This window comes from Bacillus sp. B1-WWTP-T-0.5-Post-4, assembly GCF_009183795.1.
Classification (GTDB): domain Bacteria; phylum Bacillota; class Bacilli; order Bacillales; family Bacillaceae_G; genus Bacillus_A; species Bacillus_A cereus.
Window position 1 is genome coordinate 349,797 of record NZ_WEIJ01000001.1, and the last position, 25,869, is coordinate 375,665.

The following is a 25,869-nucleotide window of genomic DNA, read 5'->3' on the forward strand; positions in this document are numbered from 1 at the left end:
TATATATGGAGGTGACCATGATGGTATGGTACGACATTGTATTCAGGTTAGTTATAGCAATTATTGTAGGAGCTTGCATTGGAATGGAAAGACAATGGAGACACCGAATGGCTGGGTTACGGACAAATGCTCTCGTATCACTTGGTGCCTGTATAATAGGAAAGGTGTCATGATTTTACTACTTCATGACACCTTCTACATAAACTTATTTTCTAACTTTTGTTGAAACGACTTCTCTTGCTTACGTAGTAGTTGACTACCTCGTTGTAAAATCGGTGTTCCATACTTATCGTTAATTTGATCAATGACAGCAAGTAGTGGTTCTTTTTTCGCATCCTCTTCAAATGAAAATAAATCTAATTGTTTCACCGATTCTGTCTTCCACTCTATTTCAGTAGCTGTAACACCTAGTAAACGAACGGAATCACCATCCCAATGTTGCTTCCATAAACGGGATGCTGCTTGAAAAATATCGCGTTCTTCCCAAATTGCATTTTTCAATTGCTTACTCCGTGTTACTGTTCGCCTATCATGGTATTTAATCATAATTTGAATATTATAACTAACAAGGGTTCGCTTTTGTAATCTTTTACTCACTGATTTTGATAACCGTTCTAACATATCAAGTAATTCTTTCTCTTCATCCATATCCTTTGAAAAAGTCATCGAGTTACCGACACTTTTATGTTGGCCCATTTGACTCGGATCCACTTCCCTATCATCCGTACCTTTTGCACGCTTTTGTAAATCAATACCGTGCTTGCCAATTTTAGCGCGAATGATATGCTCGTCTCCCTTCGCTAACTGTTCAATTGTATGTATATGAATTTCATTTAATTTTTCAGCTGTTTTTTCTCCAATCCCATGCATTGCTTCAACTGAAAGTGGCCAAATCATTTCTGGAATATCACGTTTTCGAAGTACGGTAATACCGAGAGGTTTTTTCATATCAGAAGCTGTTTTTGCTAGGAAAAGATTTGGAGCGATTCCGATACTACACGGAAGCTGCAACTCTGTTAATAGTGCTTGTTGAATCATCTTTGCTATTTCAAGAGGCGAACCAAGTGCGTAGCAATCTGTAATATCTAAATATCCTTCATCTATTGAGACTGGTTGTATCTTTTCTGTAAAACGAGAAAGGACTTGAAACATTTGAAATGAAGCTTCGCGATATAATGTGAAATTAGGACGCCTTACAACTAATTGCGGGCATAACCTTTTCGCTTCCCAAAGGGGCATCGTCGTACGTATTCCGTATTCCCTCGCCTCATAACTACATGTTATAATAATTCCTTTTCTCTCTTTTTCATTTCCAGCAACCGCTAATGGCTTTCCTTGTAATGATGGATCATGAGCAATTTCAACAGATGCGAAAAAGCAATTCATATCTACATGTAAAATAACGCGACCATTTTTCGGATACATTTCTCGCATAGTACTCACTCCCTAATCAGAACGTTCGTTCTTTTATTATATCAAATTTTGCACAATAGTTATAATAATTACTTGTTCTTTTTTATAATCGATATAAATCGAAACTTTAATCAACTCTCACTAATCGGACTTTTACGGGCAGCAGGGCCCCCACCTAACTTCTTTACTTTCGCTGAATTTTGAGGTAGGGGTCTTACTGTCCGGCAAATAGCGGGATAAACTCAACTATACATTCCTTGTAGTTATATTAATCATTGCAATTAATTATTTACTACTTCCGATTTTCAATATGAATACGTTAGGGTTATTCCCTCGTCTAGTACATGTAGCAACAACGTATATACTTCCATAGTTTTTCTTATATTCGCTTATACGTCTTGTCAAAGCAATCGAATCAAAATAAAAAGCGTGTAAATCATAATTGATTTACACGCTTTTTATTTTCCATTACTTCGCTACTTCTTCAATAATTGCAACAACTAATTCTGCTGTTTTTGCTAATTCTTCAACAGGAATCTTCTCGTTTGTTGTATGAATTTCTTCATAACCAACCGCTAAGTTAACTGTTGGGATACCATGTCCTGCAATTACGTTTGCATCACTTCCGCCACCACTTTGGTGAAGAGAAGGTGTACGACCAATTTTTTCAGCTGCACGTTTTGCAACTTCTACAACGTGATCGCCATCAGCAAATTTAAATCCTGGGTACATAACGTTTACTTCAACGTCTGCATGACCTCCCATTTCTTTTGCAGTTGTTTCAAATGCTTCTTTCATTTTCGCAACTTGTGCTTCCATTTTCTCATTAATTAAAGAACGAGCTTCTGCAAAGATTTGTACATGATCGCAAACGATATTCGTTTGTGTACCACCTTCAAAACGTCCAATATTTGCAGTCGTTTCAGAGTCAATGCGACCAAGTGGCATCTTCGCAATTGCTTTCGCTGCGATAGTAATTGCAGATACACCTTTCTCCGGCGCTACACCAGCGTGAGCTGTTTTCCCGCGAATAATTGCGTTCACTTTCGCTTGTGTTGGAGCTGCAACAACGATTTCACCAACTTTTCCATCGCTATCTAATGCGTAGCCATATTTCGCTGTAATACGCTCACGGTCTAATGCTTTTGCACCAACAAGACCTGATTCTTCTCCGACTGTAATAATAAATTCTATTTTACCATGAGGGATATTTTTCTCTTTTAAAACACGGATTGCTTCGAACATTGATGCTAATCCAGCTTTATCATCCGCACCTAAAATTGTTGTACCATCTGATACGATATATCCATCTTTAATAGAAGGCTTAATTCCATTACCAGGAACTACTGTATCCATATGAGAAGTAAAGTAAATTGTATCAACACCATCTTTTGTTGCTGGTAAAGTACAAATTAAGTTACCTGCACCATGACCAGTTACAGCCATTGTGTCATCTTCAAATACTTCTACACCTAAATCTGTAAATTTCTTCGTTAATACTTTGCAGATTTCTGCTTCAAATTTCGTTTCAGAATCTACTTGTACTAATTCCATAAATTCATTTACTAAACGTTCTTGATTAATCATAAGACTGCGCCTCCTGCACTACCATTATGTATGTAACACTATTAATTATAACAGAATTTCGCAAAAGTTTCGAAATACAAGACAAAAAACAGATGGTTTACATGTCTAGATAACCATCTGCTTTCTATTACTCATTTAACAATACCCAGCGCATATGATCTTCCCACACGCCATTTACCATTAACATCTTCCTAGACACGCCTTCATATTGAAAACCTATCTTCGTTACTACTTGTATAGATGCTAAATTACGAGGCATAATCGGAGCTTCTATACGATGTAACTGAAATTCCCCAAAAGCAACTTGAATTGCTTTTCTAAGCGCTTCTGTCGTATACCCTTTGTTTAACTCTGCTTTATCTAATTTATAACTGAGTACACAAGATTGATAAATGCCACGAACGATTAAATTAAATGAAATACACCCAATTATTTTCGTATCATCACCCTTTTTAAAAATCCATAGTCTGATGATTTTCCCTTCTTCGAACTCTTTTCTATCCTTTTGCAACTTTTTCTTTTGATAATCTAGCGTAAAAAAATCATCCGGTCTATACTCTTCCCAAGCTTTTAAAAATTCACGATTTCTGTCGTAATATTGAAGAACTGTTTCAGCATACGACTCATCAATTTCCCTTAAGTATAAACGATCTGTTTCGTATATTTTCATCATCGTATCTCCATTCTTCAGCTTGCCCAACTAAAAATTAACAATATACCCTTTTACTATATTCTCTATACACACTCAAATTTCCTGTTATATTTTGCAATCCCCTCCCGAATTTTGTCCTCACTCTCCCCTTGTCCATAATTTCATTTCTCGTTACAATGAAATTGTACTGATTTGCAAGGAGGTATAACGATGCATAAAAAAGCTCAAAAAGTTATGGTTTATGTGATGCTGATTTCTATGCTTGTAACAACATTACTTGCTGGCGCGAGTATGTTTTGGTAAAAAGGGCGATGTGTTCGTCCTTTTTTTACTTTTTACACATGACAAAATAAACCATCTCGACATCGAGATGGTTTATTTTATATAAAACACAATCGCTACAATACTAAAGGAAAATGACATTACAAGTGCTATTACAAAACTTGTATATTGTTTCTGCTGAAATGCTCCAATAACAAAAGTTAGATTAAGTAATGCCATACATACAATCGCTACAAGATAAGAACATATATTAAAAGTTGCCAATATGAATGTAATAACAAATAGAAATCCCATAAAAAACTGCATATACGAAAGTTTTGGATTCAAGTACATATGAGCAACCCCTTTATCTAATTTTATCTTTCTATATTCTCATTAACGCACGGTTATGTACACATGTCAAGACAACTTATTATAATAGAAAAAGCCAACCTTTTCGTTGGCTTTTTCATATGCAACGGCTCCTTTTTCTTTTGCCAATTGCTGAAATGATTTTTTCGATTTCACAATCCATACTTTCGTTCCAATTGGAATGCGATCAAACAAATATTCCACATCGTTTTTCTTCATTCTTATACACCCTTGTGAAATATACTTTCCAATTGAACTCGGTTGGTTTGTTCCATGTATTCCATATTTACTTCCATCAGTTCCTCTTGCATTAAATCCAATCCACCTTGACCCAAGTGGATTTTTTGGCGACCCACCTGGAATATCCTTCGCAATATAATACGGATCCTTCGCTTTCATTACAACATCAAAAGTTCCTTCTGGAGTTAATTCATTCGTTTTCCCTGTCGCTACTGGAAAAACCTTTTGAATCTTTCCATCGTCAATGTAAGCTAATTTATTCGTTGCTTTATTTACAATAATAAAAGGATCTCCGGCACGTGGATTATCCCCAAGAGGCCAAATCGGCGATAAAGAAAGACATAATATGATAGAGAGAAGATACGGCATAGATAATTCCTACCTTCTATATAAGTTCTTTTATATTATCCTTTCCCTTAAAGCGACTTTTAATGAGTAAATATTGTTCCATTTCATACACAAGTTGAACAAGTTTCGCACGTATCTCAAATTCTTCGCGTGTAGCTGGCAATGGCATGTCTCTAAATAATTCCCTCATTTCTTGAAGCTGCCTTAAGGAAATAACGCCAGTACTCTCAGGGCTAATAGCATTACCAATGTTTTCAACAACATCTGCAATCATATCAGCTTGTTCATATGTCCATGATAAAGAAGCTGCTAGTGGTATCATTCGCTCTAAAATTTCGAATTGTTGCATACGCATATTAAAATAACGGTAGTAATAATCATCTTCTCGCATAAATGCATTCTCAAGTTTTTTAAACGATAAATCTCTTGCTTCATTTAACATATTCTCGGTTTCAATGAGTTCTGCTCCACTCCAACTACTTTCTCGATTTCGTAAATACACAACCATTTCAAACAAAATCGTTTTAAAATTACTCTCTATTTTACCCTGATACTCTTTTAGCTTATTTTCACTACTCGGCATATACATATTTACTAATAACGCCACACTAATCCCTATCGTTAATATAGCAATTTCATTTCCAACTATAAGCCATGTAATTTGCTTCAATGAATATAGATGCATAACAATAACTGAACTCGTGACAATACCTTCTTGAATTTTAAGCATTACTGCAGTCGGAATAAATGTAAGTAACAATATGCTAATTGCAAGTGGTGTATAGCCGATCGTTTCAAAAATACAAAACGCGAATACCATTGATAATACACAAGCTAGAAAACGATGTAACGACACTTGAAGCGATTTGCGCTTCGTATTTTGTACACATAAAATAACTAAAATACCTGCTGAACTATAAAATTCCAACCCTAATAACTGAGCAATAAAAACTGCCGCACCTGTCCCTATTGCTGTTTTTACTGTACGATATCCAATTTTAAACATATCATTACTCCTATATGTATAAACGTATTTACAGCTAGTATAAAAAAAGGATGACACAATGTCATCCTTTTCTACTTATTATTCACATAACCTTTTCATATTACAATATTTTTTGTAAAAATTGTTGCGCACGTTCACTTTTCGGCGCTGCAAAAAATTCTTCTGGTGCACTATCTTCTACAAGCTTTCCTCCGTCCAAGAAAAGAACACGATCTGCCACTTCTTTTGCAAAGCCCATTTCATGTGTAACGATAGCCATCGTCATTCCTGTCGTAACTAACGATTTCATAACTTCTAACACTTCTTTCACCATCTCTGGATCTAGCGCCGATGTCGGTTCATCAAATAACATAACTTCCGGTTCCATTGCTAACGCTCTTGCAATTGCTACACGTTGCTTTTGTCCTCCCGAAAGACGATTTGGATACGTATCTTTTTTATCTACTAATCCAACCTTTTCTAAAAGTTTCTCAGCTTTCTTTTCAGCTTCTTGCTTCGTTATCCCTTTTACATTGATAGGAGCATACGTAATATTTTCTAATACAGTCATATGAGGAAATAAGTGAAAATGTTGAAATACCATACCGACATTTTCACGAACATGCATAACATTCGTTTTCGGATTCGTTACTTCTTCCGTTCCAATCCAAATGTGACCATCCGTTGATGCTTCTAACATATTCATACAACGTAAAAATGTTGATTTTCCTGATCCAGAAGGTCCTATAATTGCAACTACTTCCCCTTTTTCAATCGTTGTTGTAATTCCTTTTAATACTTCGTTTTTACCAAATGATTTATGAAGGTTTTCAATTTTAATCACTTTTCTTCATTCTCCCTTCAATTGCCTTCCCGACTAATGTAAGAATAATGACTAACATATAATAAATCAGTCCAACAAAAAGTAATGGTTCAAGATATTTAAATGTCTCACCGCCTACAATGTAAGCACGACGCATTAAATCAGTCGCGCCTATTACCGTTACTACAGCCGATTCTTTTGTAAGTGTCGCAAATTCATTCACAAGCGCTGGTAATATATTTTTTAATGCTTGAGGGAAAATAATATTTCTCATCATTTTTCCGTATGGTACCCCTAAAGCCATTGCTGCTTCTGTTTGTCCTTTATCAACCGCTTGAATACCAGCACGAATTACTTCTGACATGTATGCACCTGAATTCAAGCTAAATGCAAGTACAGCAGCTAAGAATGCTGGTATTTCATAACCAATTATTTGTGGGACGCCGAAATAAATAATCATTAATTGCAATACAAGGGGTGTACCACGAAAAATTGATGTATAAAAATCTGCTGCTATATTTAATGCTCGTATTCTAGCAATTTTACAAAGTGCTAATAGCGTTCCTAAAATAAATCCTGCTAAAGCTGATACTGCTACAATCTTCAAAGTAACTTCTAAACCTTTTAGTATATATGGTATCGAAGGCGTAATCGCCGAAAAATCTAAGTTCATTCTTTTCATTCCCCTCACAGAAAAGTGAAAGGCAGCTTATTTTCCGCTGCCAAACCATTTCTTCACTAATTTATCCATTTCTCCATTTTCTTGCATTTTTTTAATTACTTTATTAAATTCTGCTGTTTTATCACTGTTTTTCGGAAGGGCAATTGCTGCTCCAACTTCTTCTGGTGCTTCTTTAATTTCAATTCCTTGTAAATCTTTCATTTTCTCTAAATAATTTTTAGCAACTGTGTCTTCTATAATTGCAGCGTCAAAACGACCAGCTTTAATTTCTTGTACGATTTCTGGTATACGGTCACGTCCCTCAACTTGGAAATCTACTTGTTTTTTAAATTCTGCTGCTTTCTCTTCTTGAATAGACCCTGTTTGTACCCCTACTTTTTTCCCTTTCAAACCCTCTACAGATTGAATGTTAGAATCCTTTTTAGAAACGACCATGTTTTTCGCAACAAAATAAATATCTGTAAAATCAACATTATTTTTACGCTCTGCAGTTGGCGTCATGCCTGCCATTACGAAATCAACTTTTCCTGAACTAAGAGATGCTAATAAACCACCAAAATCCATATCTTTCACTTTCACTTCATACCCAAGTTCTTTTCCGATATATTTAGCAACATCAACATCAAAGCCGATAATTTCATCACTTTTTGAAGCTTCTACGTATTCATATGGTTTATAATCTGCTGAAGTTCCCATTACGAGTACTTTCTTATTTCCTTTTGTTTCTTTCGATTCCCCATTACTACAAGCGCTGAACATACTTAAAATTAAAATAAGTGCAAACGATATTGATACTAACTTCTTCATCTTTCTTCCCCCTAATAATGTATATTTAAAAGTTTAATAGAATATTTATTCGATGTTTGTATTGTATCAGCACTTTTATTTTTATGCAATATATAAAATAAAAATAAATAAACAAACAATATAAACGCTGTTTTTTATGTATAAAAAAATGCATAAAATAACACAACTATGCATATCTCAGAAATTTTAATAATAAATAAAAAAGGCGGCACATCCACTTGATTGTGGACGTGCCGCCTTTTCTCTTATTTTTTATAGTTCTTCACAATTCTCTTCGAAATATGATTGTAGTTTGGCAATAACTTGCATCGGTTCATGACCTTCAATTTCATGACGCTCTACCATCGTTACAATTTTTCCATCTTTTAATAAAGCAAATGATGGAGAAGAAGGTGGGTACCCTTCGAAATATTCACGCGCTCTTGCTGTCGCTTCTTTATCTTGCCCTGCAAACACCGTTACAAGGTGGTTAGGACGTTTATCATAATGTACGGAATGCGCAGCAGCAGGACGAGCAATACCACCTGCACAACCACATACAGAGTTTACCATTACAAGTGTTGTTCCATTTCTTTTAAACGCTTCTTCTACCGCTTCTGGCGTCGTCAATTCTGTATATCCAGCAGAGACAATCTCTTCACGCGCTTGGCGGACAACATCATTCATAAAAAAGTTAAAATTAATCACTCTTTTCCCTCCTCTAAAACTACCTATTTGTATCTTACCAGTTAATGTTTATGAAATACAAGTAAGTTTACTTGTATTTAAGTATAGAAAAGGTGTTAGAGCTCTTGCTCTAACACCTTTTCTTTAATGACCACGATGTTTTTGCTTTGCTTTTTGTACTTTCATTAAACGTCTTCTTTCTTTTTCAGCTTCTCGCTTCTCTTTAGACTGCACTTTCTTTTCTTGTTTATGCAATTCATAAGATAAACTAATCGCCTCTTGCGCCTTAGTAAAACGTTTAATATTTATTTCTTTTGCTGCTTGTCGTATGGTACGCTTTATGTTTTTAGGACGCTGTTTTTCTTTAATTTCTACACCACATTTTGCAAAGTGCTGAAAATGCTCTAAAAGTGAACTATTCACAAACATAAGCACTTCTTCATCTGACGGTTCCGCCCCAAAAATATACCTCGCTCCATACAATTTCCCTTTTTCTTTGCATGTAATGATTCCAACAAAAAATTGGCCATCGTGATATACTGTCAAATCCATTGACAGCCCCTCCTTTAAAAGATTAGAAATACGGGACATCCCGGAGGGGAAGGTTACTGACATGAAATCATGCGTCTGGACTACCAACCAGAACTGTGTTTTTGTATTTCTTTCACTATGATTATATCTTTTTTTCCATAATCTTCATATATTCAGCAATCATTTTTTTATGCGATCCTACAATATAGTCAGGTAGTTCTGTTACTGAAAAGAATTTAAGCTGAACTGCTTCTTCTTTATTCATAACAAAATCCCCTTCGTATTCATCTGTATAATAGGCGGTTGTTACAGATTGAAATTCATCACCGTTTGCTAATTTTGTAAAGTAGTTTGCTCCAGAAAATACATTGATTAGTTGCAAGTTCTTCACTTTTATTCCTGTCTCTTCATATACTTCACGATAAGCTGTTTCTTCTGGTGATTCACTAAGCTCCATTAGCCCACCAGGTAGCCCCCATTTTCCGTACGGCTCTGTCCGCTGCTGCAATAAAACATATCCATTTTCATTTATAACGAGTACAACAGCACCAACTAAAATTAAAGGGCGATGACCAACTATTTTTCGTAATTCTTCTACATATCCCACCGTATCGCCTCCTTTTTCGTTGTCCACACTATTGTATCATATGTACGAAACGACAAAATGCGTATATTTTTCATTTTTTTAACAAAATATTTATTTTATGTGATTCATCTACTGTAGCTAACATAATGGATTCGACTTCTGTACTCTCCTCTAGAAATTTTCTCGCCCACGCTTCTGTTTTTCCTAATAATGCAAGAACATCTTTCTGTATCCTCCCATCCTTTACTAATACAAAAGAAACTGGAGATTTTTTTCCCGCCACTTTAAGATCAAGCCGTGAAACTGCTTCATATTCTGGATACCGAAATATAGAAACGACACCGTTCGCTTCCCATAATGCTAATTTAATCGTTTGAATATCGCTCACATTTCGCATACGAAGTTCCGAAAACAAATATTCCACGGTAATTCTCGCCTTTTTCAAATTGCTAAAATCAATGGAACCATTATGTATAAGAATGATAGGTGCTGGCTCTAAAAAACGTCTCCATCTATCCCATTTCAGCATTAAAACTGAGCTTATAATATGAAGTACAACGAGTATGAACGTTGTAATCATCGAGCCCAGTAACCCTACTTTTTCATCAGACAATGCGTTAGAAATATTCCCACCAAGCAATAACACTAATACAACATCTAAAAAACGAAGTTGTGCGATAGACCTTTGCCCCATCGCTTTCGCAACTAATATTAAAAATATGTATGCTATAATAGCCCGAATAACCCATTCACTATTAGAAAGATGCCGTGCTCCTTCAAAAATATGCATATGCATCACTTTGCACTCCTTACCCGTCTCAAACTGCTATCCTGTTTTAGTTTGCAACGTTTATGAGCATATATGTAAAAAAGCTGGTTCGTTTAAAAACGAACCAGCTTTTTTTACTTAACTGAAAACATATATTTTTTATACGTTTTCCGTACCGATAGTATGAGCCCCATCATAATCATATTCGAGAATAAGGAACTTCCCCCATACGATAAGAAAGGTAATGCAATACCTTTTACAGGCATTAATCCAACGATCATACCGATGTTTTGGAATATTTGAACTGTTAATATACCGATCGATCCAGCGCATAATAATGTACCAAATAAATTATCAGCGGAATAACCAATAATAATTGTTCGATATAGTAGTAATAGGAACAAGAAGACAACTAAGGCTGCTACGATAAATCCACCTTCTTCGGCAATTGTAGCGAAAATAAAGTCAGTATGCTTCTCTGGGATATAGACGCTTCCTCCCCCAAACCCTTTACCTTCCATTCCTCCACTACCTACAGCTAAAATCGATTGTTGCGTTTGATAACCTTGATCTGCATTTTCAAATGGATTTAACCAACCTACAATACGCGACTGTTGGTGAGGTTTTAGTAAAGTAACTAAATTATTATAGAAAAAATCTTGATACTTAAAGAAAATAAATATTAAAGCAGATAATATGGTCAACGGAATAACTGTACATAATGCTATCAATTTCTTTTGAATACCTGACATAAATAAAATACATGCAATAGCAGCAGCATATAAGAACACCATACCTGTATCAGGTTGACTATATACAACCGCCATAGGTGGAAGTGACACTAGCATAATTTTACCTACTAGCTTTAAATCTGTTTGGAATGTCCTTGCCATATACTGTGCATTATGTTTTACTGCTATACTCGCTACTACAAGTAGCAATGCAATTTTGAAAAACTCAGACGGCTGAATTTGTCCAAATACTGGGAAAACAAACCATCTTTTTGCACCTAATTTTTCAGGTGTAAAACCTGATGGTGGTAATACTTTCAAAAGAATAAGTGAAGCAAACCCGGCAATATAAAGTGGCCAAGACAATTTTTGCAATTGATCTAAGTCGATGCTTGCAACAAGAAGTAACAATACAACCCCAATTATGTAGTTAACACCTTGTTTCATAGCAAAGTTTGCAGCTCCATACTGTCCCGTTTGCTGACTGCTATATATAGCAGCTATACTCGTCACACATAGTGCACACAAAATTAAAATTAATTTTACATCTAAACTTTTTAGAAACTCGGTACTTCTTTTCATGACATCCTCCTGAAACATTGTTACGGCAAAAATAAAAAACCAGGAGTCAACATTCTTCATGTTTTGACGACTGATTACACATTATCTATAAAACACTTATATAGAATAACTCTCTTTTTCATACAATACAATATATTATACTACAGTTTCATCAGTAAGATTTGCCAAAAAAATTATTCTTTTCTTATTTTATATCCATATACCATATATCAGCAATGTATTTTCGTAAATTCCTAATACATAATCGTTTATTGTAAGATTACTGGGAAAGGTATTTATACATATAGTAGGATGTAGATGAAGAAATAAGATAATAAAAAGCTCGCATAAGCGAGCTTTTTATTAATATACAGATGTATTGTTTTCTGACATGTTTTCTAAAATTTCTTTAACACGTCCTAAGAACTTACCACAAATTAAACCATCAAGTACTCGGTGATCAAGTGATAAACATAAGTTAACCATATCACGAGCACCGAACATACCGTTATCCATAATTACTGGGCGTTTTACAATTGATTCAACTTGTAGAATAGCCGCTTGTGGGTAATTAATAATACCCATAGATTGAACAGAACCGAATGATCCTGTGTTATTAATTGTAAATGTTCCACCTTGCATTTCGTCTGCTTTTAACGATTTCGTACGTACTTTTCCTGCAAGTTCTGTAATTTCACGAGCGATACCTTTAATTGTTTTCTCGTCCGCTTGCTTAATTACTGGTACAAATAGTTCTTCCTCTGTTGCAACAGCGATAGAAAGGTTAATATCTTTCTTCTGAACAATTTTATCGCCAGCCCACATTGAATTAATTTGAGGATACTCTTTTAACGCTTGTGCTACTGCTTTTACGAAGAAAGCAAAGAACGTTAAGTTAAAGCCTTCACGCTTCTTAAAGTCACCTTTAATTGAGTTACGGTATGACACAAGGTTTGTCACATCTACTTCAATCATCATCCAAGCATGTGGTGCTTCGTGTTTACTACGTAACATGTTTGCTGCGATTGCTTTACGCACACCTGTTACTGGAATTTCGATATCTCCAGGCATTGTAGGTACAGAAACTGGTTTCGCAGCTTCTACTTTTTGCGCTACTGGTGCTGCTTTTGGTGCTTCTGGGCGAGCTTCTACTACTGCCGCTACAGCTTCCTCTTTCTTCGCCGCACCTGCTTGCGGAATATTTCCAGATTCCACTAGCTTTAAAATATCTTTACGAGTGATACGGCCGTTTGCTCCCGTACCTTCTACTAGATCTAAATCAACGTTATGCTCACCCGCAAGTTTTAACACAGCTGGTGAAAAACGTGGTTTTCCATCAGTTGGTTGTTTTACTTTCGGTGCTTTTTCAGACGTAGCTACTTCCGCCTTTGGTTCTTCTTTTGTTTTTTCCTCAACAGCTGTTGCTGCTACTTCATCTGCGCCTTCTACTTGAATCACACAAACTACTTCACCTACAGCTAACGTATCACCTTCACCAGCGATTAACTCTTTCACAACACCCGTGAAAGAAGATGGTACTTCAGCATTTACTTTATCAGTCATTACTTCTGCAAGCGGATCATACTTGTTTACGTGATCGCCAACATTAACGAGCCATTTACTAATTGTGCCCTCTGTAACGCTCTCCCCGAGCTGAGGCATTGTAATATTTTCTACAGCCATGTATAGTCCCCCCGATTAAAATTCCGCAAGTTCACGCATTGCTTTTTCAACTTTATCTGGATTTACCATAAAGAATTTTTCCATTGTTGGTGCATATGGCATTGCTGGAACGTCTGGACCTGCAAGACGTGCGATTGGCGCATCTAAATCAAATAGACAGTTTTCAGCAATAATTGCTGCCACTTCACTCATAATGCTTCCTTCTTTATTGTCTTCTGTTACAAGAAGAACTTTACCTGTTTTAGAAGCTGCTTCAATGATTGCTTCTTTATCTAATGGATATACAGTACGTAAATCAAGAATGTGTGCAGAGATGCCATCTTGTGCTAACTTTTCAGCCGCTTGAAGAGCAAAATGAACACATAATCCGTACGTGATAACTGTAATATCATCACCTTCACGTTTTACATCTGCTTTTCCGATTGGTAATACGTAGTCATCCTCCGGCACTTCACCTTTAATTAAACGATATGCACGTTTATGTTCGAAGAATAATACTGGATCTTCATCACGAATGGCTGCTTTTAATAAACCTTTTGCATCATATGGTGTAGAAGGGATAACGATTTTTAAACCTGGTTGGTTTGCAAACATCGCTTCTACAGATTGCGAATGATACAATGCACCGTGAACACCCCCGCCAAATGGTGCACGGATTGTAACTGGACAAGTCCAATCATTATTAGAACGATAACGAATTTTTGCTGCCTCAGAAACAATTTGGTTTACTGCTGGCATGATGAAATCAGCAAACTGCATTTCAGCGATTGGACGCATCCCATACATTGCCGCACCAATTGCTACTCCAGCAATTGCAGATTCTGCAAGCGGTGCATCAAGCGCACGATCTTCACCAAATTGATCATACAAACCGTGTGTCGCTTTAAACACGCCACCTTTTTTACCAACATCTTCTCCTAAAACGAATACTTTCTCATCGCGTTCCATTTCTTCGCGCATTGCTAATGTAATAGCATCAATATAAGACATTACAGCCATGAAACGTTCCCCCCTATTCTGCGTATACGTGCTTCAATGCATCTTCAGGTGCTGCATACGGAGCATTTTCTGCATATTCTGTTGCTTCATTTACGATATGCATAATTTCATCTAACATTTGTTTTTCCGATTCCTCAGTTAATACACCAGCTTCTTTTAAATAAGCCGCGAATGTTATAATTGAATCTTTTTTCTTTGCTTCTTCTACTTCTTCTTTATCACGATAAACACGATCATCATCGTCACTAGAATGTGCTGTTAAACGATATGATACTGTTTCAATTAAAGTTGGTCCTTCACCACGACGACCGCGATCTGCTGCTTCTTTTACAGCTTTATATACTGCAAGTGGATCGTTTCCGTCTATTGTATATCCAGGCATACCGTAACCAATCGCACGATCTGATACGTTTTTACATGCTAATTGTTTTTCAACTGGAATAGAGATTGCATATTTGTTATTTTCACACATAAAAATAACAGGTAGTTTGTGTACACCAGCAAAGTTTGCCCCTTCATGGAAGTCACCTTGGTTTGAAGAACCTTCTCCAAATGTAACGAACGTTACTAAATCTTTCTTCTCCATTTTTCCAGCTAGTGCAATACCAACTGCATGTGGTACTTGTGTTGTTACTGGAGATGAACCTGTAACAATACGATTTTTCTTTTGACCGAAGTGACCAGGCATTTGACGACCACCAGAGTTTGGATCTCCAGCTTTCGCAAAAGCAGACAACATAAGCTCTTTAGCTGTCATACCAAATGCTAGTACAACACCCATATCACGGTAGTATGGTAATGCATAATCTTTCTCTCTATCAAGAGCGAACGCCGCTCCAACTTGTGCAGCCTCTTGTCCTTGACAAGAAATTACGAATGGAATTTTACCAGCACGGTTTAATAACCACATACGTTCGTCAATTTTACGTGCAAGTAACATCGTACGGAACATTTCTAATACTTGCTCATCACTTAAGCCAAGCTCTTCATGGCGCTTTTCTTTTACTTCTGCCATTTTTCATAACCTCCTAAATCCACATTTTTATGCGTGTAACGCTCTTCCATCTACAGCAAGTGCTGCTTCACCAATCGCCTCAGATAATGATGGATGCGGATGAATTGTATGTGCTACTTCCCAAGGTGTTGCATCAAGTACTCTTGCAAGACCCGCTTCAGAAATCATATCTGTTACATGTGGTCCAATCATATGAACACCAAGAATGTCATTTGTCTCTTCATCAACTACAAGTTTTACGAAACCATCTGATTCTCCGTATACAAGTGCTTTTCCGATTGCGCGGAATGAGAACTTACCTACTTTTAACTTATAGCCTTTTTCTTTCGCTTCTTGTTCTGTTAAACCGACAGAAGCAACTTCTGGACTGCTATATACGCATTTTGATACCATAGAGTAATCAATTGGTGTAACTTCTTTCCCTGCAATATGTTCTACTGCAGCAATTCCTTCATGAGAAGCAACGTGAGCAAGTTGCAGGCCACCGATTACATCTCCAATTGCGTAAATATGCGATTCTTTCGTTTGATAAAACTCATTTGTTTGAATGTATCCTTTTTCCACAACGATATCTGTGTTCTCTAAGCCAATATTTTGCGTATTCGCTTGTCTTCCTACAGATACAAGCATTTTTTCTGCTTTAAATTCTTTATTTTCACCGTTGTGTTCAGCTTGGATTGTTACTCCATTATCTTTTACCAATGTTTCTGGTAATACTTTTGCACCAGTTACCACTTTAATACCTTTTTTCTTGAATAGACGTTGCATTTCTTTTGAAACGTCTTGATCTTCTAGTGGTAATATCGTTTTCGCATACTCTAATACTGTAACTTCTACACCGAAGTCAGCAAGCATAGATGCCCACTCAATACCGATTACACCGCCACCAACGATAATAATCGAACTAGGAAGCGTTTCCATTTTTAGAGCATGATCTGAAGACATTACGTACTCTCCATCTAATTCTAAACCTGGTAATGAATTTGGACGAGAACCTGTTGCAATAAGTACATTTTTTGGAATTAACATTTCATTCTCTTCTCCACTTGCAAGTTCAACTGAAATTGTCCCTGGCATCGGAGAGAAAATAGATGGGCCAAGAATACGGCCAATACCTTCAAACACATCAATTTTACCTTGTTTCATTAAATGTTGAACGCCTTTATGAAGCTGCGTTACTATCTTCTCTTTACGCTCTTGTACTTTCGCAAAGTTTAGTTCTACATTGCTTGCAATAACTCCGAACTCTTCGCTTTTTTTAGCAGTTGCATATACTTCCGCACTACGTAAAAGAGCTTTACTAGGAATACATCCTTTGTGTAAACAAGTACCACCAAGATTTTCTTTTTCGACTAGTGCAGTTTTTAACCCTAGTTGTGATGCACGAATTGCAGCAACATATCCACCAGTACCGCCGCCAACGATGACTAAATCATATTCTTTTGCCATTATCTCAACCCCTAGCTACCGTTTCTTTTTCACGTACAACGTATTCTTTTGGAGCTTCTTCTTCACGTAATACACGAAGTGCTCCTTCTGCTAACGCTTCTAACTCATCTTCGCCTGGATGTACGATAACATCTGCAATCCAGTCCACTCGCTCTTTTATTTCATCGACAAGAATTTTACTGTATGCCAGTCCACCAGTTAATACGATTGCATCGATTTTCCCGTGAAGTACAGCGCTAGCTCCGCCAATCTCTTTTGCAACTTGATATGCCATTGCTTTATAAATAAGAGTTGCTTCAGGATCACCTTTTTCAACCATTTGCTCTACTTTAATCGCATCATTTGTACCGATTAAACTTACAAGTCCACCTTGTCCGACAAGTTTTTTAATCATTTCATCACGGTAATACTCACCAGAGAAACACATTTCTACTAGTTGCCCTACTGGTACTGTACCAGCGCGCTCTGGACTAAATGGTCCTTCTCCGTTTAAACCGTTATTCACATCGATTACTCTTCCTTTTTTATGAGCACCAACTGTAATACCACCGCCCATATGTGTAACTAATAAATTTAAATCCTCGTATTTTTGATTTAACTGTTCAGCTACTTTACGAGCAACTGCTTTTTGATTTAATGCATGGAAGATACTTTTGCGTTCCATACCAGCAATGCCACTTATACGAGCAACCGGCTCCATCTCATCTACAACGACAGGATCTACAATGAATGCAGGAATGTTTAATCCAGAAGCAATTTCATATGCTAAAATGCCTCCAAGGTTTGAAGCGTGATGACCGCTAAAGCCATTTTTCAAATCTTCTAACATCGCATCGTTTACTGTATACGTACCGCCTTCGATTGGACGAAGTAATCCACCACGCCCACAAACAGCGTTTAATTTTGAAATGTTAATACCATGAGAATGTAGAACTTCTAAAATCGTTTCTTTTCGAAACTCATATTGGTCGATAATTCTCTTATATTTTCCAATCTGTTCTACGTCATGACGAATCGTTTCTTCTAGAACGGGTCTTTCATTATCAAAAACACCAATTTTTGTGGATGTACTACCTGGGTTAATAACAAGAATTCGATTTACAGACAATGTTGCTACCTCCACTAATAAATTCAAAAGGAAGTGGAAACCTCATAAGAGGTAACCACACCTTTTGTAAAAGTTATATATGAATGATTAGCGACGGCTAATAATATCGTGACCGTTGCGTAAGTAAGTGCTACGAGAATTTTTCAAGCTTGCAATGCGCTCTTCAGCTAGACGATCTGCCGCTACATAAGTTGCTATGCCATCGCGTTTTGAAATTTCGATTACTTTTGCAATCGTGTCATAAATAGACTCAACACGTTTTAGTGCACGTTCTCTATTGTATCCATATAATTCGTCTGCTACGTTAATTACGCCACCTGCATTAATTACATAATCTGGTGCGTATACAATACCCATTTCATGAATGATGTCACCGTGACGATCTTCTTTTAATTGGTTATTTGCAGAACCTGCGATTACTTTTGCTTTAAGTTGTGGAATAGTTTCATCATTAACTGTTGCGCCTAATGCACATGGTGCGTAAATATCGCATTCAACACCGTAAATTTCATTTGGTTCAACTGCTGATGCACCGAATTCTTCTACAGCACGTTGTACAGCTTCTTTATTAATATCTGTAACGATTAATTTTGCTCCTTCAGCGTGTAAATGTTTGCATAGATGATATGCTACGTTACCAACGCCTTGAACAGCAATTACTTTTCCTTCTAAATTGTCAGTGCCGAAAGCTTCTTTCGCAGCTGCTTTCATACCACGATAAACACCGTATGCAGTTACTGGAGATGGGTTACCAGAAGAACCGAATGATGGTGAGATACCTGTTACAAAGTCAGTTTCTTCGTGGATAATATCCATATCATCTACTGTTGTACCAACATCTTCAGCTGTAATGTAACGTCCGTTTAGTCCTTGGATATAACGTCCTAGTGCACGGAACATTGCTTCGCTCTTATCTTTACGAGGATCACCGATAATTACTGTTTTCGCACCACCTAAGTTTAAGCCAGCTGCTGCGTTTTTGTATGTCATCCCTTTTGCAAGACGCAATGCATCTTCAATCGCCGCTTCTTCAGAATCATATGTCCACATTCTTGTTCCACCAAGAGCCGGTCCAAGTGTTGTATCATGAATTGCAATAATTGCTTTTAAACCAGATTCTTTATCTTGACAAAATACTACTTGCTCATAATCATATTTTTCTAAGTATTCGAAGATTTCTAATGTCATTGTCGTTTCCCCCTAATGTTTTACCCTTTTTGGTTTATTTTGAAGCAGTCGCAACTGCCAATGCTAATGAATATACTTTTGTTTCTGCTGAATCAGCACGAGATGTTAAAACAATCGGTGCTTTTGCGCCAGCAATCATTGCTCCTACTTTTGCATCCGCAAAGTATACGAGTGATTTATATAGCACATTTCCAGCTTCAATCGTTGGGACGAGTAAAATATCTGCCTTACCTGCTACATCACTTACTATGCCTTTATGCTCTGCTGCAATTTGTGATACTGCATTATCTAAAGCAAGTGGTCCATCAACGATACAATCTTTAATTTGTCCGCGGCGATTCATTTGTGTTAACATCGCTGCATCAATTGTCGCCTGCATCGCTGGATTCACAACTTCTACTGCTGCAATTGGTGCCACTTTTGGCAAGTCGATTCCTATTGCCTGGGCAACTTCTACAGTATTTTGTATAATAGCAGCTTTTTGTGTTACATCAGGTGCGATGTTCATCGCTGCATCTGTAACGAAAATAAGACGATTGTAATTTGGAACTTCAAATGCTGCTACATGTGAAAGTACGCTACCTTTACGTAGGCCCCACTCTTTGTTTAACACAGCCTTCAAAATATTCGCTGTTGGGATGTTCCCCTTCATAAGCACGTCTGCTTCACCATTTCTCACAGCTTTAACAGAAAGTTCTGCAGCCTCTGCACTAGACATTGCTGCAATCACTTCAACATGTTCTGAAGTTTGTAAACCATGTTCTTCTAGCATCCCCATTATTTTTTCTTGATTTCCATATAGACGAAATTGAGCTAGCTGTAATTTAATTGCTTTCGCTACAGCTTCAATTACTTCATGATCTTCAGCTACTGCTACAGCCACAGTTTTTTTAGGCTTCCCTGCTGCTTGATCAATTAAGTATTCTAACTTCATATTTTGTAATCAACCCTTTCCGTCGTCCCTCGTCTATTTATAAAGCAAATACCGTGCCAACTTTTAAAAGTGGTCTTACCAATAATGAAAACGCATTCAAAATGCAGTAAAATCAATACTTTGGAAAATAACAAAAGATTCTGTCTTATTTTGTCGCTTTTTGTATACCATGCAATAAATTGCACGGTACGCAATTTATTGCATGCTATTTTTTGCATGGTCATACTTTTCTAGCTTGTAATATAAATTTCGAACGGAAATTCCTAACGCTTTTGCAGTTTGCGTTTTATTCCCATCAAATCTCTCCAAATATTCATGAATAATATTCCCTTCAAACTCTGTCACTAAATGTTCAAGTGGCTTTTCTTCTAATTCAGGTAATAAATGTGATTGCTTTGACTCCACCTGCTCTTCGTTATGTAATGGCGGTAAATGGTGTACATCAATATAGGTCTCGTTATAATTCATAAAGATAATAGCTCTTCCCAGAATATTTTCAAGTTCCCTCACATTCCCTGGCCATTCGTATGATTGTAAATATAAAATGGCTGAATCAGTGAGCCCTTCTACATTACGACCGTAATCTTGATTAATTTTTTGAATCAATCTGTCCGCAATTGTCGGTATATCTCCTTTACGTTGACGAAGAGATGGAATTTGAATTGGGATTTTATTTAATCGATAATATAAATCCTCCCTAAACTTCCCTTCTAGAATAGCCTTTTCTAAATTCACATGCGTCGCTGCAATTACTCGAACATTAATAGGTATCGCTTTCGTTCCACCAACTTTTACAATTTCTTTTTCCTGCAGTACACGAAGGAGTTTCGCTTGTGTATTTGCAGATAACTCCCCTATTTCATCTAAAAAAATACTACCGTTATTTGCTTCCTCAAAGAACCCACGTTTCCCGCCTCTTTTCGCTCCAGAAAACGCCCCTTCCTCATAACCAAATAATTCACTTTCTAACAACGTCTCCGAAATGGCTGCACAGTTTACACGGACGAACTTATTGTATTTTCGATTACTTCCATTATGGATTGCATGTGCAAACAATTCTTTACCAGTCCCAGATTCACCGCGTAACAGTACTGTTGCTGGTGTATTTGCTCCTAGCTTCGCCTGTTCGATAGCTGCCGTTGTTTCATCTGAATTCCCGACAATATCATCAAATGAATATTTCGCTTCTAATGTGCGAATAATTTGCCTTGCTCTATTCAATTCATTTGTTAACTTTTGAATTTCCGACACGTCACGGATAACGCCGACGCTTCCTTTCAATATTCCATCCACAATGACTGGTGCCACGTTTACAATTACATCGCGCTTTTTTTGCCCAATCTTCATATGTATTCCGCGCACCGCACGACGCGTTCGAAGTACTTTCATATGCATACTTTCGCCTTCTACAATATCAGTTGTAGCAGGCTTCCCAATAATATCTTCTTCTGTTAAACCCGTTAATTTCGTATATGCCGGGTTAATGACTAAACCTCTTCCTTTTTCATCCACAACCGAAATTGCTTCTTCAGATGAGTTAATAATTGCCTCTAATAGTGTTTGAATTTCCTTTAAATCTGTAACTTCTTCCGCTAAATCTACAACTTCTGTTATATCTTTAAAAATTGCAAATGCCCCTTGTACCTCTCCGCCCTCTTTTAATATCGGTATACGCGTTGTAATAATTTTCTTTCCATTCTCTAATGTTAGTTCATAATTTACTTCTATTTGTTTCGTACGTATAATGCGAAGTAATTTACTAGTTGGAATGACTTCTAAAATATATTTTCCTATCGCCTCTTCTTTTTTATATCCGATAATACGCTCTGCACTTTTATTAAAAAGACGAACTTGTCCCTCTCGATCAATTACGATCATGCCATCATGTGTAGAATTTAAAATTAATTCTCCTTGTTGCGTTTGTTCCTCTAATCGCCCAATTAGCCCTTCCTTCTCATGCGCTAATCCTGTAACAATTTTTGCGATATCACCTGGTATAAGAAGAGTGTCTTTTTTCTTTTTTTCCAATAAAACCTTATGCACATCATCTTCACCTGTCATATCAAATATTACATCGATATGCATAGAAAGAAATGGAGTTACACTTTCTCCAATTGCAATCCCGTATTCCTTAGCAATTTGTAGTCCTTTTGCCAACGGATTTATATCAATAATCCCTATAATTTGAAATATATTCGAACTTTGTAACAGATTCAGCAGTGCGCTCCCGCCTTCACCTGCACCAACAATTAATACTTTTTGTTTCATATATCCCACTTCCTCTCGAAGTAACTCTGCAAATTTTTTCACACTTTTATCTTACTCGTTCAGCACCCTCTTGACAAACCCCCTTTCCCTATAACATCATTAAAATATACGAAATAATCTGAAAAGGAGCGTTATGTATGCAGCGTTACGTTGCTCTACTATTAGCACTCATCCCTATTTCATTAGCTGTGTTTGGTATAAAGTTAATGAGAGATACTGTATTCGGGATTCTATTTCCACCAATCTCTATACTGTGGTTACAATTTTTAATCGGCGCTCTCTGCTTCGGGCTCGGGTTTTATATCTTCGGTGGCTTCGTCTTGCACCGAGACCGTAAACGAAATAAAGTACAAGCTCGCTTTAGAAGATAGGAATGCCTCACTATTTATAAATAAAAAAATGAGACCGTTACACGCGGTCTCATTTTTTTATTGGCATTAACGTTCTTGCCGTTTCAGGGTAATCAGTAATAATCGCCGATATATTCATATCAAAATATTTACGCATAAGCGTTTCTTCATTAATTGTATAAGGGCGAACCTCTACACCACTTTCCATCGTTAGTTCGGCAATAGCATCTTGAAGGTAACGATAATTCGGATGTACTGCTGTAGCCCCCATTTTTTTCGCGTATGCCCACGGACTATGCAAACCTTCGCGATATAAAATTGCTGTTTGAATATCAGGAGCCATCATATGGCACCGTTTCATACTGTAGTGATTAAACGAAGAAAATATAACACGATCCTCTAGACTAAATTTCCGCACAAGCGTTATAACTTCTTCCTCTAAACCTCTGTATGGAATTTTATTATTTTTAAGTTCAATATTAAGTAGCAAACTCGTTTGTTCAAGCCATTCTAATACCTCTTCTAAAAGTGGTATTTTACAAAAACCTACTTTATCACCAAATTTATAACTTGCATCTAACTTGCATAAGTCCTCATATACATAATTCCGAACCGCGCCTTTTCCATTTGTTGTCCGGTCCACCGTTTCATCATGAATGACGACAACTTTTCCATCTTTCGTTAATTGAACATCAAGTTCAATTCCATCCGCTCTAAAAGACTCAGCCGCTTCAAATGAAATCATTGTATTTTCTGGGTACGTTCCAGCCGCACCACGATGTGCAAATATAAGAGTCATCCTCACTCCCCCAATCTTATGCTATACTATACGAAAAAGGAGGTACTTCTATGAGACCATTACAAATCTCTCCAGATACTGCAGTCCGCTTATCAAAAGCACTAGGTGTTCCACTTGAACAACTCATGCATATGCCGCAGCACATTTTAATTCAAAAGCTAGTTGAATTAGAAAAACAAAATAAAGACGAAGAATAATACAGTCCTGTTTTGCAGGACTTTTTATTATTTTCTATTATATCACGGATGCCTTTCCTACTAAAATCCTTTAACAGATGTACTACGATGTGATTTAGCCGTTCCTTCATCATTTAATAATGAATCACATCTTTTCTTTTTTTGTTACACGTCATAAAGAAAGCAGACTATTTATTTATAAGTCCCCATTGCGTTCTAAAAACACGATCATAAAAAAACTAGAAGCCCTTTATATTATTTTTTATTGAACGTGCGGAGCATCCCCTGATTCGTATAGTTCTTTCGCTTTTTCCTCCCCGAATGTAGTTAAAATATAATGTTGCTCTTCTAACGCATCCATTGCTCTAGTTACTTTACAAACGCTATCTTCTTGAGCATCCGAGAAATAATTGTGATCTTCTACAATTTTACTAAAATCTTTTTTCGCCCATCTATCAGCAATTGCTAAAAGTTCATTTTTCTTCGTAAAGCTACTCTTATTTATAATTTCTTTTAATTTTTTAGCATTACTTTGAATCATTGGGATAGAGCCCGATTTTCGTTCTGCCACCACTTTTTGATGAGTCATGCGATGCATCGCTGTAATGACTTCGCTTTCAGTAGAATTTTCAGTAACATACACATCAACAAAGACCCCATCCACCTCTCTACCTACTATTGTTTGGTCTTCTTTTTTATCTATTTGAGCGCTCACTTCTTTATCTACTGGATTATCTGCAAGTTCTAACATTCCAAATGTAACTGCAATAGCAAGAACTCCCATAGCTGCTACTATTCCTAGCCAAGTTGAAATTTTATTTTCCATTCCCCTTCTCCCTATCTATATCTATTTTATTGCCTTATAAAAAACTCACTTACATGTAATATTACTGAAAATAGGTTTTATTTTCCACACTATCAAATAATCTCTTTTTCTCAACAAAATAAAAAGACCAACGAATTATAACATTCATTGGTCTTTCATTAAAAAGTTTATTGGCTTTAAATTTGATATCGAGTATCAATTTCAAGAATTATTAAGCTTTACTAAAGCTTAAATCCCCTACTACTTTTACTCTCAACTAGCTTTATGTTCAAGTCTCAGCTTATCCGCAACCATTGCGATAAACTCAGAGTTCGTAGGTTTTGCTTTTGACATGGATACTGTATAACCGAATAAGGACGAAATAGAATCAATATTCCCACGGCTCCAAGCTACTTCAATTGCGTGACGAATTGCGCGCTCCACACGGCTTGCTGTGGTATTATATTTCTTTGCGATATCTGGATACAATACTTTCGTAATCGATCCTAATAATTCGATATCATTGTATACCATGGAGATTGCTTCTCGTAAATACATATATCCTTTAATATGAGCGGGTACACCAATTTCATGAATGATACTCGTAATACTCGCATCTAAGTTTTTCGGTTTTCCATCTACTGTTGTTGCTGATCGGAATGATGGTAGTGGACGCTTAATCATAGCGTTTGCTTTACCACTCACTTGACGAATATGACTCGTTAAATTCTCCATATCAAATGGTTTTAATATGAAATATGAGGCACCTAAGTCAACTGCTTTTTTCGTCACATCTTCTTGCCCGAATGCTGTCAACATAATTACGCTAGGCTGTTTTAACCTTTCAATATGTCGCATTTTTTCCAATACAGCTAAACCATCTAAGTGTGGCATAATAATGTCTAAAACGAGTACATCAGGTTGCTTATCTGTTAATAAGTTTAAACACTCTTGACCATTATAAGCAGTACCGATTACTTCCATATCATCTTGAGCGGCTACATAGCTCTCTAACATTGATACTAATTCTTTATTATCATCCACAAGACATACTTTAATTTTCTCCACAGCTTTTCCTCCC

General features: G+C 36.7%; 28 protein-coding genes and 1 pseudogene. 4 read left to right on the plus strand and 25 right to left on the minus strand.

Annotated elements, in window-relative coordinates; genetic code table 11:
- Positions 1-20: 20 nt before the first annotated feature.
- Positions 21-155 (plus strand): annotated as a pseudogene (locus GBN91_RS01885) (MgtC/SapB family protein); the annotation flags it as partial.
- A 40-nt stretch (positions 156-195) separates the two neighbouring features.
- On the opposite strand, the gene GBN91_RS01890 reads toward GBN91_RS01885, so the two are convergent.
- The 3 genes from GBN91_RS01890 to GBN91_RS01900 form a co-directional block, all read right to left on the minus strand.
- Entirely contained in the window at positions 196-1,434 is a 1,239-nt protein-coding gene (locus GBN91_RS01890; protein ID WP_001208858.1) for a DNA polymerase IV, read from the minus strand.
- Positions 1,435-1,881: 447 nt separating this feature from the next.
- A complete protein-coding gene (locus GBN91_RS01895) occupies positions 1,882-3,000 on the minus strand; it encodes a tripeptidase T (protein WP_000609803.1) in 1,119 nt (372 codons plus the stop codon).
- Between the two features lie 127 nt (positions 3,001-3,127).
- Positions 3,128-3,673, minus strand: coding sequence for a GNAT family N-acetyltransferase (locus GBN91_RS01900; RefSeq protein ID WP_001987197.1), 546 nt, complete (start codon positions 3,671-3,673; stop codon positions 3,128-3,130).
- Positions 3,674-3,862: 189 nt separating this feature from the next.
- On the opposite strand from GBN91_RS01900, the gene prli42 reads away from it, so the two are divergent.
- The gene (gene prli42 / locus GBN91_RS01905) at positions 3,863-3,955 is read left to right on the plus strand and encodes a stressosome-associated protein Prli42 (RefSeq protein ID WP_000549040.1); all 93 of its coding nucleotides are present in this window, start codon (positions 3,863-3,865) and stop codon (positions 3,953-3,955) included.
- A gap of 72 nt (positions 3,956-4,027) precedes the next feature.
- On the opposite strand, the gene GBN91_RS01910 is transcribed toward prli42, so the two are convergent.
- The 19 genes from GBN91_RS01910 to GBN91_RS02005 form a co-directional block, all read right to left on the minus strand.
- A complete protein-coding gene (locus GBN91_RS01910) occupies positions 4,028-4,267 on the minus strand; it encodes a DUF3894 domain-containing protein (RefSeq protein ID WP_000281167.1) in 240 nt (79 codons plus the stop codon).
- A gap of 66 nt (positions 4,268-4,333) precedes the next feature.
- Positions 4,334-4,894, minus strand: coding sequence for a L,D-transpeptidase (locus GBN91_RS01915; protein WP_001146566.1), 561 nt, complete (start codon positions 4,892-4,894; stop codon positions 4,334-4,336).
- A 16-nt stretch (positions 4,895-4,910) separates the two neighbouring features.
- A complete protein-coding gene (locus GBN91_RS01920) occupies positions 4,911-5,879 on the minus strand; it encodes an aromatic acid exporter family protein (RefSeq protein WP_098138121.1) in 969 nt (322 codons plus the stop codon).
- A gap of 100 nt (positions 5,880-5,979) precedes the next feature.
- Positions 5,980-6,702, minus strand: a complete 723-nt coding sequence (locus GBN91_RS01925; RefSeq protein ID WP_000590211.1) for an amino acid ABC transporter ATP-binding protein — start codon at positions 6,700-6,702, stop codon at positions 5,980-5,982.
- Positions 6,695-7,354: an amino acid ABC transporter permease gene (locus GBN91_RS01930; protein WP_001046916.1), complete on the minus strand. Its 660-nt coding sequence runs from the start codon at positions 7,352-7,354 to the stop codon at positions 6,695-6,697. The genes GBN91_RS01925 and GBN91_RS01930 overlap by 8 nt, the downstream gene beginning before the upstream one ends.
- A 36-nt stretch (positions 7,355-7,390) precedes the next feature.
- Positions 7,391-8,170, minus strand: coding sequence for a transporter substrate-binding domain-containing protein (locus tag GBN91_RS01935; protein ID WP_000737663.1), 780 nt, complete (start codon positions 8,168-8,170; stop codon positions 7,391-7,393).
- Between the two features lie 252 nt (positions 8,171-8,422).
- Positions 8,423-8,836 (minus strand): BrxA/BrxB family bacilliredoxin, encoded by a 414-nt coding sequence (locus GBN91_RS01940; protein ID WP_001979317.1) that lies wholly within the window; start codon positions 8,834-8,836, stop codon positions 8,423-8,425.
- 144 nt (positions 8,837-8,980) lie between these two features.
- Complete coding sequence (locus tag GBN91_RS01945) at positions 8,981-9,388, minus strand: YjdF family protein (RefSeq protein ID WP_000366588.1); 408 nt, start codon at positions 9,386-9,388, stop codon at positions 8,981-8,983.
- 121 nt (positions 9,389-9,509) lie between these two features.
- A complete protein-coding gene (locus GBN91_RS01950; protein WP_000542549.1) occupies positions 9,510-9,974 on the minus strand; it encodes an NUDIX hydrolase in 465 nt (154 codons plus the stop codon).
- Positions 9,975-10,044: 70 nt separating this feature from the next.
- The gene (locus GBN91_RS01955) at positions 10,045-10,749 is read right to left on the minus strand and encodes a DUF421 domain-containing protein (RefSeq protein ID WP_000550961.1); all 705 of its coding nucleotides are present in this window, start codon (positions 10,747-10,749) and stop codon (positions 10,045-10,047) included.
- 107 nt (positions 10,750-10,856) lie between these two features.
- The gene (locus GBN91_RS01960) at positions 10,857-12,035 is read right to left on the minus strand and encodes an FtsW/RodA/SpoVE family cell cycle protein (protein WP_000831181.1); all 1,179 of its coding nucleotides are present in this window, start codon (positions 12,033-12,035) and stop codon (positions 10,857-10,859) included.
- Between the two features lie 342 nt (positions 12,036-12,377).
- The gene (locus tag GBN91_RS01965; RefSeq protein WP_152121224.1) at positions 12,378-13,697 is read right to left on the minus strand and encodes a dihydrolipoamide acetyltransferase family protein; all 1,320 of its coding nucleotides are present in this window, start codon (positions 13,695-13,697) and stop codon (positions 12,378-12,380) included.
- A gap of 15 nt (positions 13,698-13,712) precedes the next feature.
- On the minus strand, positions 13,713-14,696 hold the full coding sequence (gene bfmBAB, locus GBN91_RS01970; protein WP_000290071.1) for a 3-methyl-2-oxobutanoate dehydrogenase subunit beta: 984 nt from the start codon (positions 14,694-14,696) through the stop codon (positions 13,713-13,715).
- A gap of 13 nt (positions 14,697-14,709) precedes the next feature.
- Positions 14,710-15,711, minus strand: a complete 1,002-nt coding sequence (gene bfmBAA, locus GBN91_RS01975; protein ID WP_000852551.1) for a 3-methyl-2-oxobutanoate dehydrogenase subunit alpha — start codon at positions 15,709-15,711, stop codon at positions 14,710-14,712.
- A gap of 27 nt (positions 15,712-15,738) precedes the next feature.
- Entirely contained in the window at positions 15,739-17,160 is a 1,422-nt protein-coding gene (gene lpdA / locus GBN91_RS01980) for a dihydrolipoyl dehydrogenase (RefSeq protein WP_001051289.1), read from the minus strand.
- A 4-nt stretch (positions 17,161-17,164) separates the two neighbouring features.
- Positions 17,165-18,268, minus strand: a complete 1,104-nt coding sequence (gene buk, locus GBN91_RS01985; protein WP_152121225.1) for a butyrate kinase — start codon at positions 18,266-18,268, stop codon at positions 17,165-17,167.
- Between the two features lie 87 nt (positions 18,269-18,355).
- Positions 18,356-19,456 carry a leucine dehydrogenase gene (locus tag GBN91_RS01990; protein WP_000171355.1) on the minus strand — a complete coding sequence of 367 codons (1,101 nt, stop codon included), beginning with the start codon at positions 19,454-19,456 and terminating at the stop codon, positions 18,356-18,358.
- Positions 19,457-19,490: 34 nt separating this feature from the next.
- A complete protein-coding gene (gene yqiS, locus GBN91_RS01995; RefSeq protein WP_048536130.1) occupies positions 19,491-20,390 on the minus strand; it encodes a phosphate butyryltransferase in 900 nt (299 codons plus the stop codon).
- Between the two features lie 195 nt (positions 20,391-20,585).
- Positions 20,586-22,658: a sigma-54 interaction domain-containing protein gene (locus tag GBN91_RS02005; protein ID WP_033666632.1), complete on the minus strand. Its 2,073-nt coding sequence runs from the start codon at positions 22,656-22,658 to the stop codon at positions 20,586-20,588.
- Positions 22,659-22,795: 137 nt separating this feature from the next.
- Here GBN91_RS02005 and GBN91_RS02010 point away from each other — a divergent pair, with 137 nt between their 5' ends.
- On the plus strand, positions 22,796-23,029 hold the full coding sequence (locus GBN91_RS02010; RefSeq protein ID WP_001190211.1) for a DUF2627 domain-containing protein: 234 nt from the start codon (positions 22,796-22,798) through the stop codon (positions 23,027-23,029).
- A 49-nt stretch (positions 23,030-23,078) separates the two neighbouring features.
- Here GBN91_RS02010 and GBN91_RS02015 read toward each other — a convergent pair whose 3' ends face one another.
- The gene (locus tag GBN91_RS02015; protein WP_000172583.1) at positions 23,079-23,807 is read right to left on the minus strand and encodes a glycerophosphodiester phosphodiesterase; all 729 of its coding nucleotides are present in this window, start codon (positions 23,805-23,807) and stop codon (positions 23,079-23,081) included.
- 50 nt (positions 23,808-23,857) lie between these two features.
- Here GBN91_RS02015 and GBN91_RS02020 point away from each other — a divergent pair, with 50 nt between their 5' ends.
- Positions 23,858-24,004, plus strand: a complete 147-nt coding sequence (locus GBN91_RS02020; RefSeq protein WP_001247671.1) for a YycC family protein — start codon at positions 23,858-23,860, stop codon at positions 24,002-24,004.
- A gap of 241 nt (positions 24,005-24,245) precedes the next feature.
- Here the strand turns inward: GBN91_RS02020 and GBN91_RS02025 are convergent, their stop codons facing one another.
- Together GBN91_RS02025 and spo0A are read right to left on the minus strand one after the other, a co-directional pair.
- A complete protein-coding gene (locus tag GBN91_RS02025; RefSeq protein ID WP_000428229.1) occupies positions 24,246-24,809 on the minus strand; it encodes a PRK06770 family protein in 564 nt (187 codons plus the stop codon).
- 252 nt (positions 24,810-25,061) lie between these two features.
- Positions 25,062-25,856, minus strand: a complete 795-nt coding sequence (gene spo0A, locus GBN91_RS02030; protein WP_011110369.1) for a sporulation transcription factor Spo0A — start codon at positions 25,854-25,856, stop codon at positions 25,062-25,064.
- Positions 25,857-25,869: the final 13 nt, after the last annotated feature.

Bases quoted from the DNA above. Each gene is read 5' to 3' on its own strand.
- lpdA (WP_001051289.1), bottom strand. From the start codon at position 17,160: ATGGCAAAAGAATATGATTTAGTCATCGTTGGCGGCGGTACTGGTGGA.
- GBN91_RS01955 (WP_000550961.1), bottom strand. From the start codon at position 10,749: ATGCATATGCATATTTTTGAAGGAGCACGGCATCTTTCTAATAGTGAA.
- GBN91_RS02005 (WP_033666632.1), bottom strand. From the start codon at position 22,658: ATGAAACAAAAAGTATTAATTGTTGGTGCAGGTGAAGGCGGGAGCGCA.
- GBN91_RS02015 (WP_000172583.1), bottom strand. From the start codon at position 23,807: ATGACTCTTATATTTGCACATCGTGGTGCGGCTGGAACGTACCCAGAA.
- GBN91_RS01920 (WP_098138121.1), bottom strand. From the start codon at position 5,879: ATGTTTAAAATTGGATATCGTACAGTAAAAACAGCAATAGGGACAGGT.
- GBN91_RS01960 (WP_000831181.1), bottom strand. From the start codon at position 12,035: ATGAAAAGAAGTACCGAGTTTCTAAAAAGTTTAGATGTAAAATTAATT.
- GBN91_RS01965 (WP_152121224.1), bottom strand. From the start codon at position 13,697: ATGGCTGTAGAAAATATTACAATGCCTCAGCTCGGGGAGAGCGTTACA.
- yqiS (WP_048536130.1), bottom strand. From the start codon at position 20,390: ATGAAGTTAGAATACTTAATTGATCAAGCAGCAGGGAAGCCTAAAAAA.
- GBN91_RS02020 (WP_001247671.1), top strand. From the start codon at position 23,858: ATGAGACCATTACAAATCTCTCCAGATACTGCAGTCCGCTTATCAAAA.
- prli42 (WP_000549040.1), top strand. From the start codon at position 3,863: ATGCATAAAAAAGCTCAAAAAGTTATGGTTTATGTGATGCTGATTTCT.
- GBN91_RS01930 (WP_001046916.1), bottom strand. From the start codon at position 7,354: ATGAACTTAGATTTTTCGGCGATTACGCCTTCGATACCATATATACTA.
- GBN91_RS01945 (WP_000366588.1), bottom strand. From the start codon at position 9,388: ATGGATTTGACAGTATATCACGATGGCCAATTTTTTGTTGGAATCATT.
- GBN91_RS01895 (WP_000609803.1), bottom strand. From the start codon at position 3,000: ATGATTAATCAAGAACGTTTAGTAAATGAATTTATGGAATTAGTACAA.
- GBN91_RS02010 (WP_001190211.1), top strand. From the start codon at position 22,796: ATGCAGCGTTACGTTGCTCTACTATTAGCACTCATCCCTATTTCATTA.
- GBN91_RS01910 (WP_000281167.1), bottom strand. From the start codon at position 4,267: ATGTACTTGAATCCAAAACTTTCGTATATGCAGTTTTTTATGGGATTT.
- GBN91_RS02025 (WP_000428229.1), bottom strand. From the start codon at position 24,809: ATGGAAAATAAAATTTCAACTTGGCTAGGAATAGTAGCAGCTATGGGA.
- GBN91_RS01890 (WP_001208858.1), bottom strand. From the start codon at position 1,434: ATGCGAGAAATGTATCCGAAAAATGGTCGCGTTATTTTACATGTAGAT.
- GBN91_RS01915 (WP_001146566.1), bottom strand. From the start codon at position 4,894: ATGCCGTATCTTCTCTCTATCATATTATGTCTTTCTTTATCGCCGATT.
- GBN91_RS01900 (WP_001987197.1), bottom strand. From the start codon at position 3,673: ATGATGAAAATATACGAAACAGATCGTTTATACTTAAGGGAAATTGAT.
- GBN91_RS01990 (WP_000171355.1), bottom strand. From the start codon at position 19,456: ATGACATTAGAAATCTTCGAATACTTAGAAAAATATGATTATGAGCAA.
- bfmBAA (WP_000852551.1), bottom strand. From the start codon at position 15,711: ATGGCAGAAGTAAAAGAAAAGCGCCATGAAGAGCTTGGCTTAAGTGAT.
- GBN91_RS01940 (WP_001979317.1), bottom strand. From the start codon at position 8,836: ATGAATGATGTTGTCCGCCAAGCGCGTGAAGAGATTGTCTCTGCTGGA.
- GBN91_RS01935 (WP_000737663.1), bottom strand. From the start codon at position 8,170: ATGAAGAAGTTAGTATCAATATCGTTTGCACTTATTTTAATTTTAAGT.
- bfmBAB (WP_000290071.1), bottom strand. From the start codon at position 14,696: ATGGCTGTAATGTCTTATATTGATGCTATTACATTAGCAATGCGCGAA.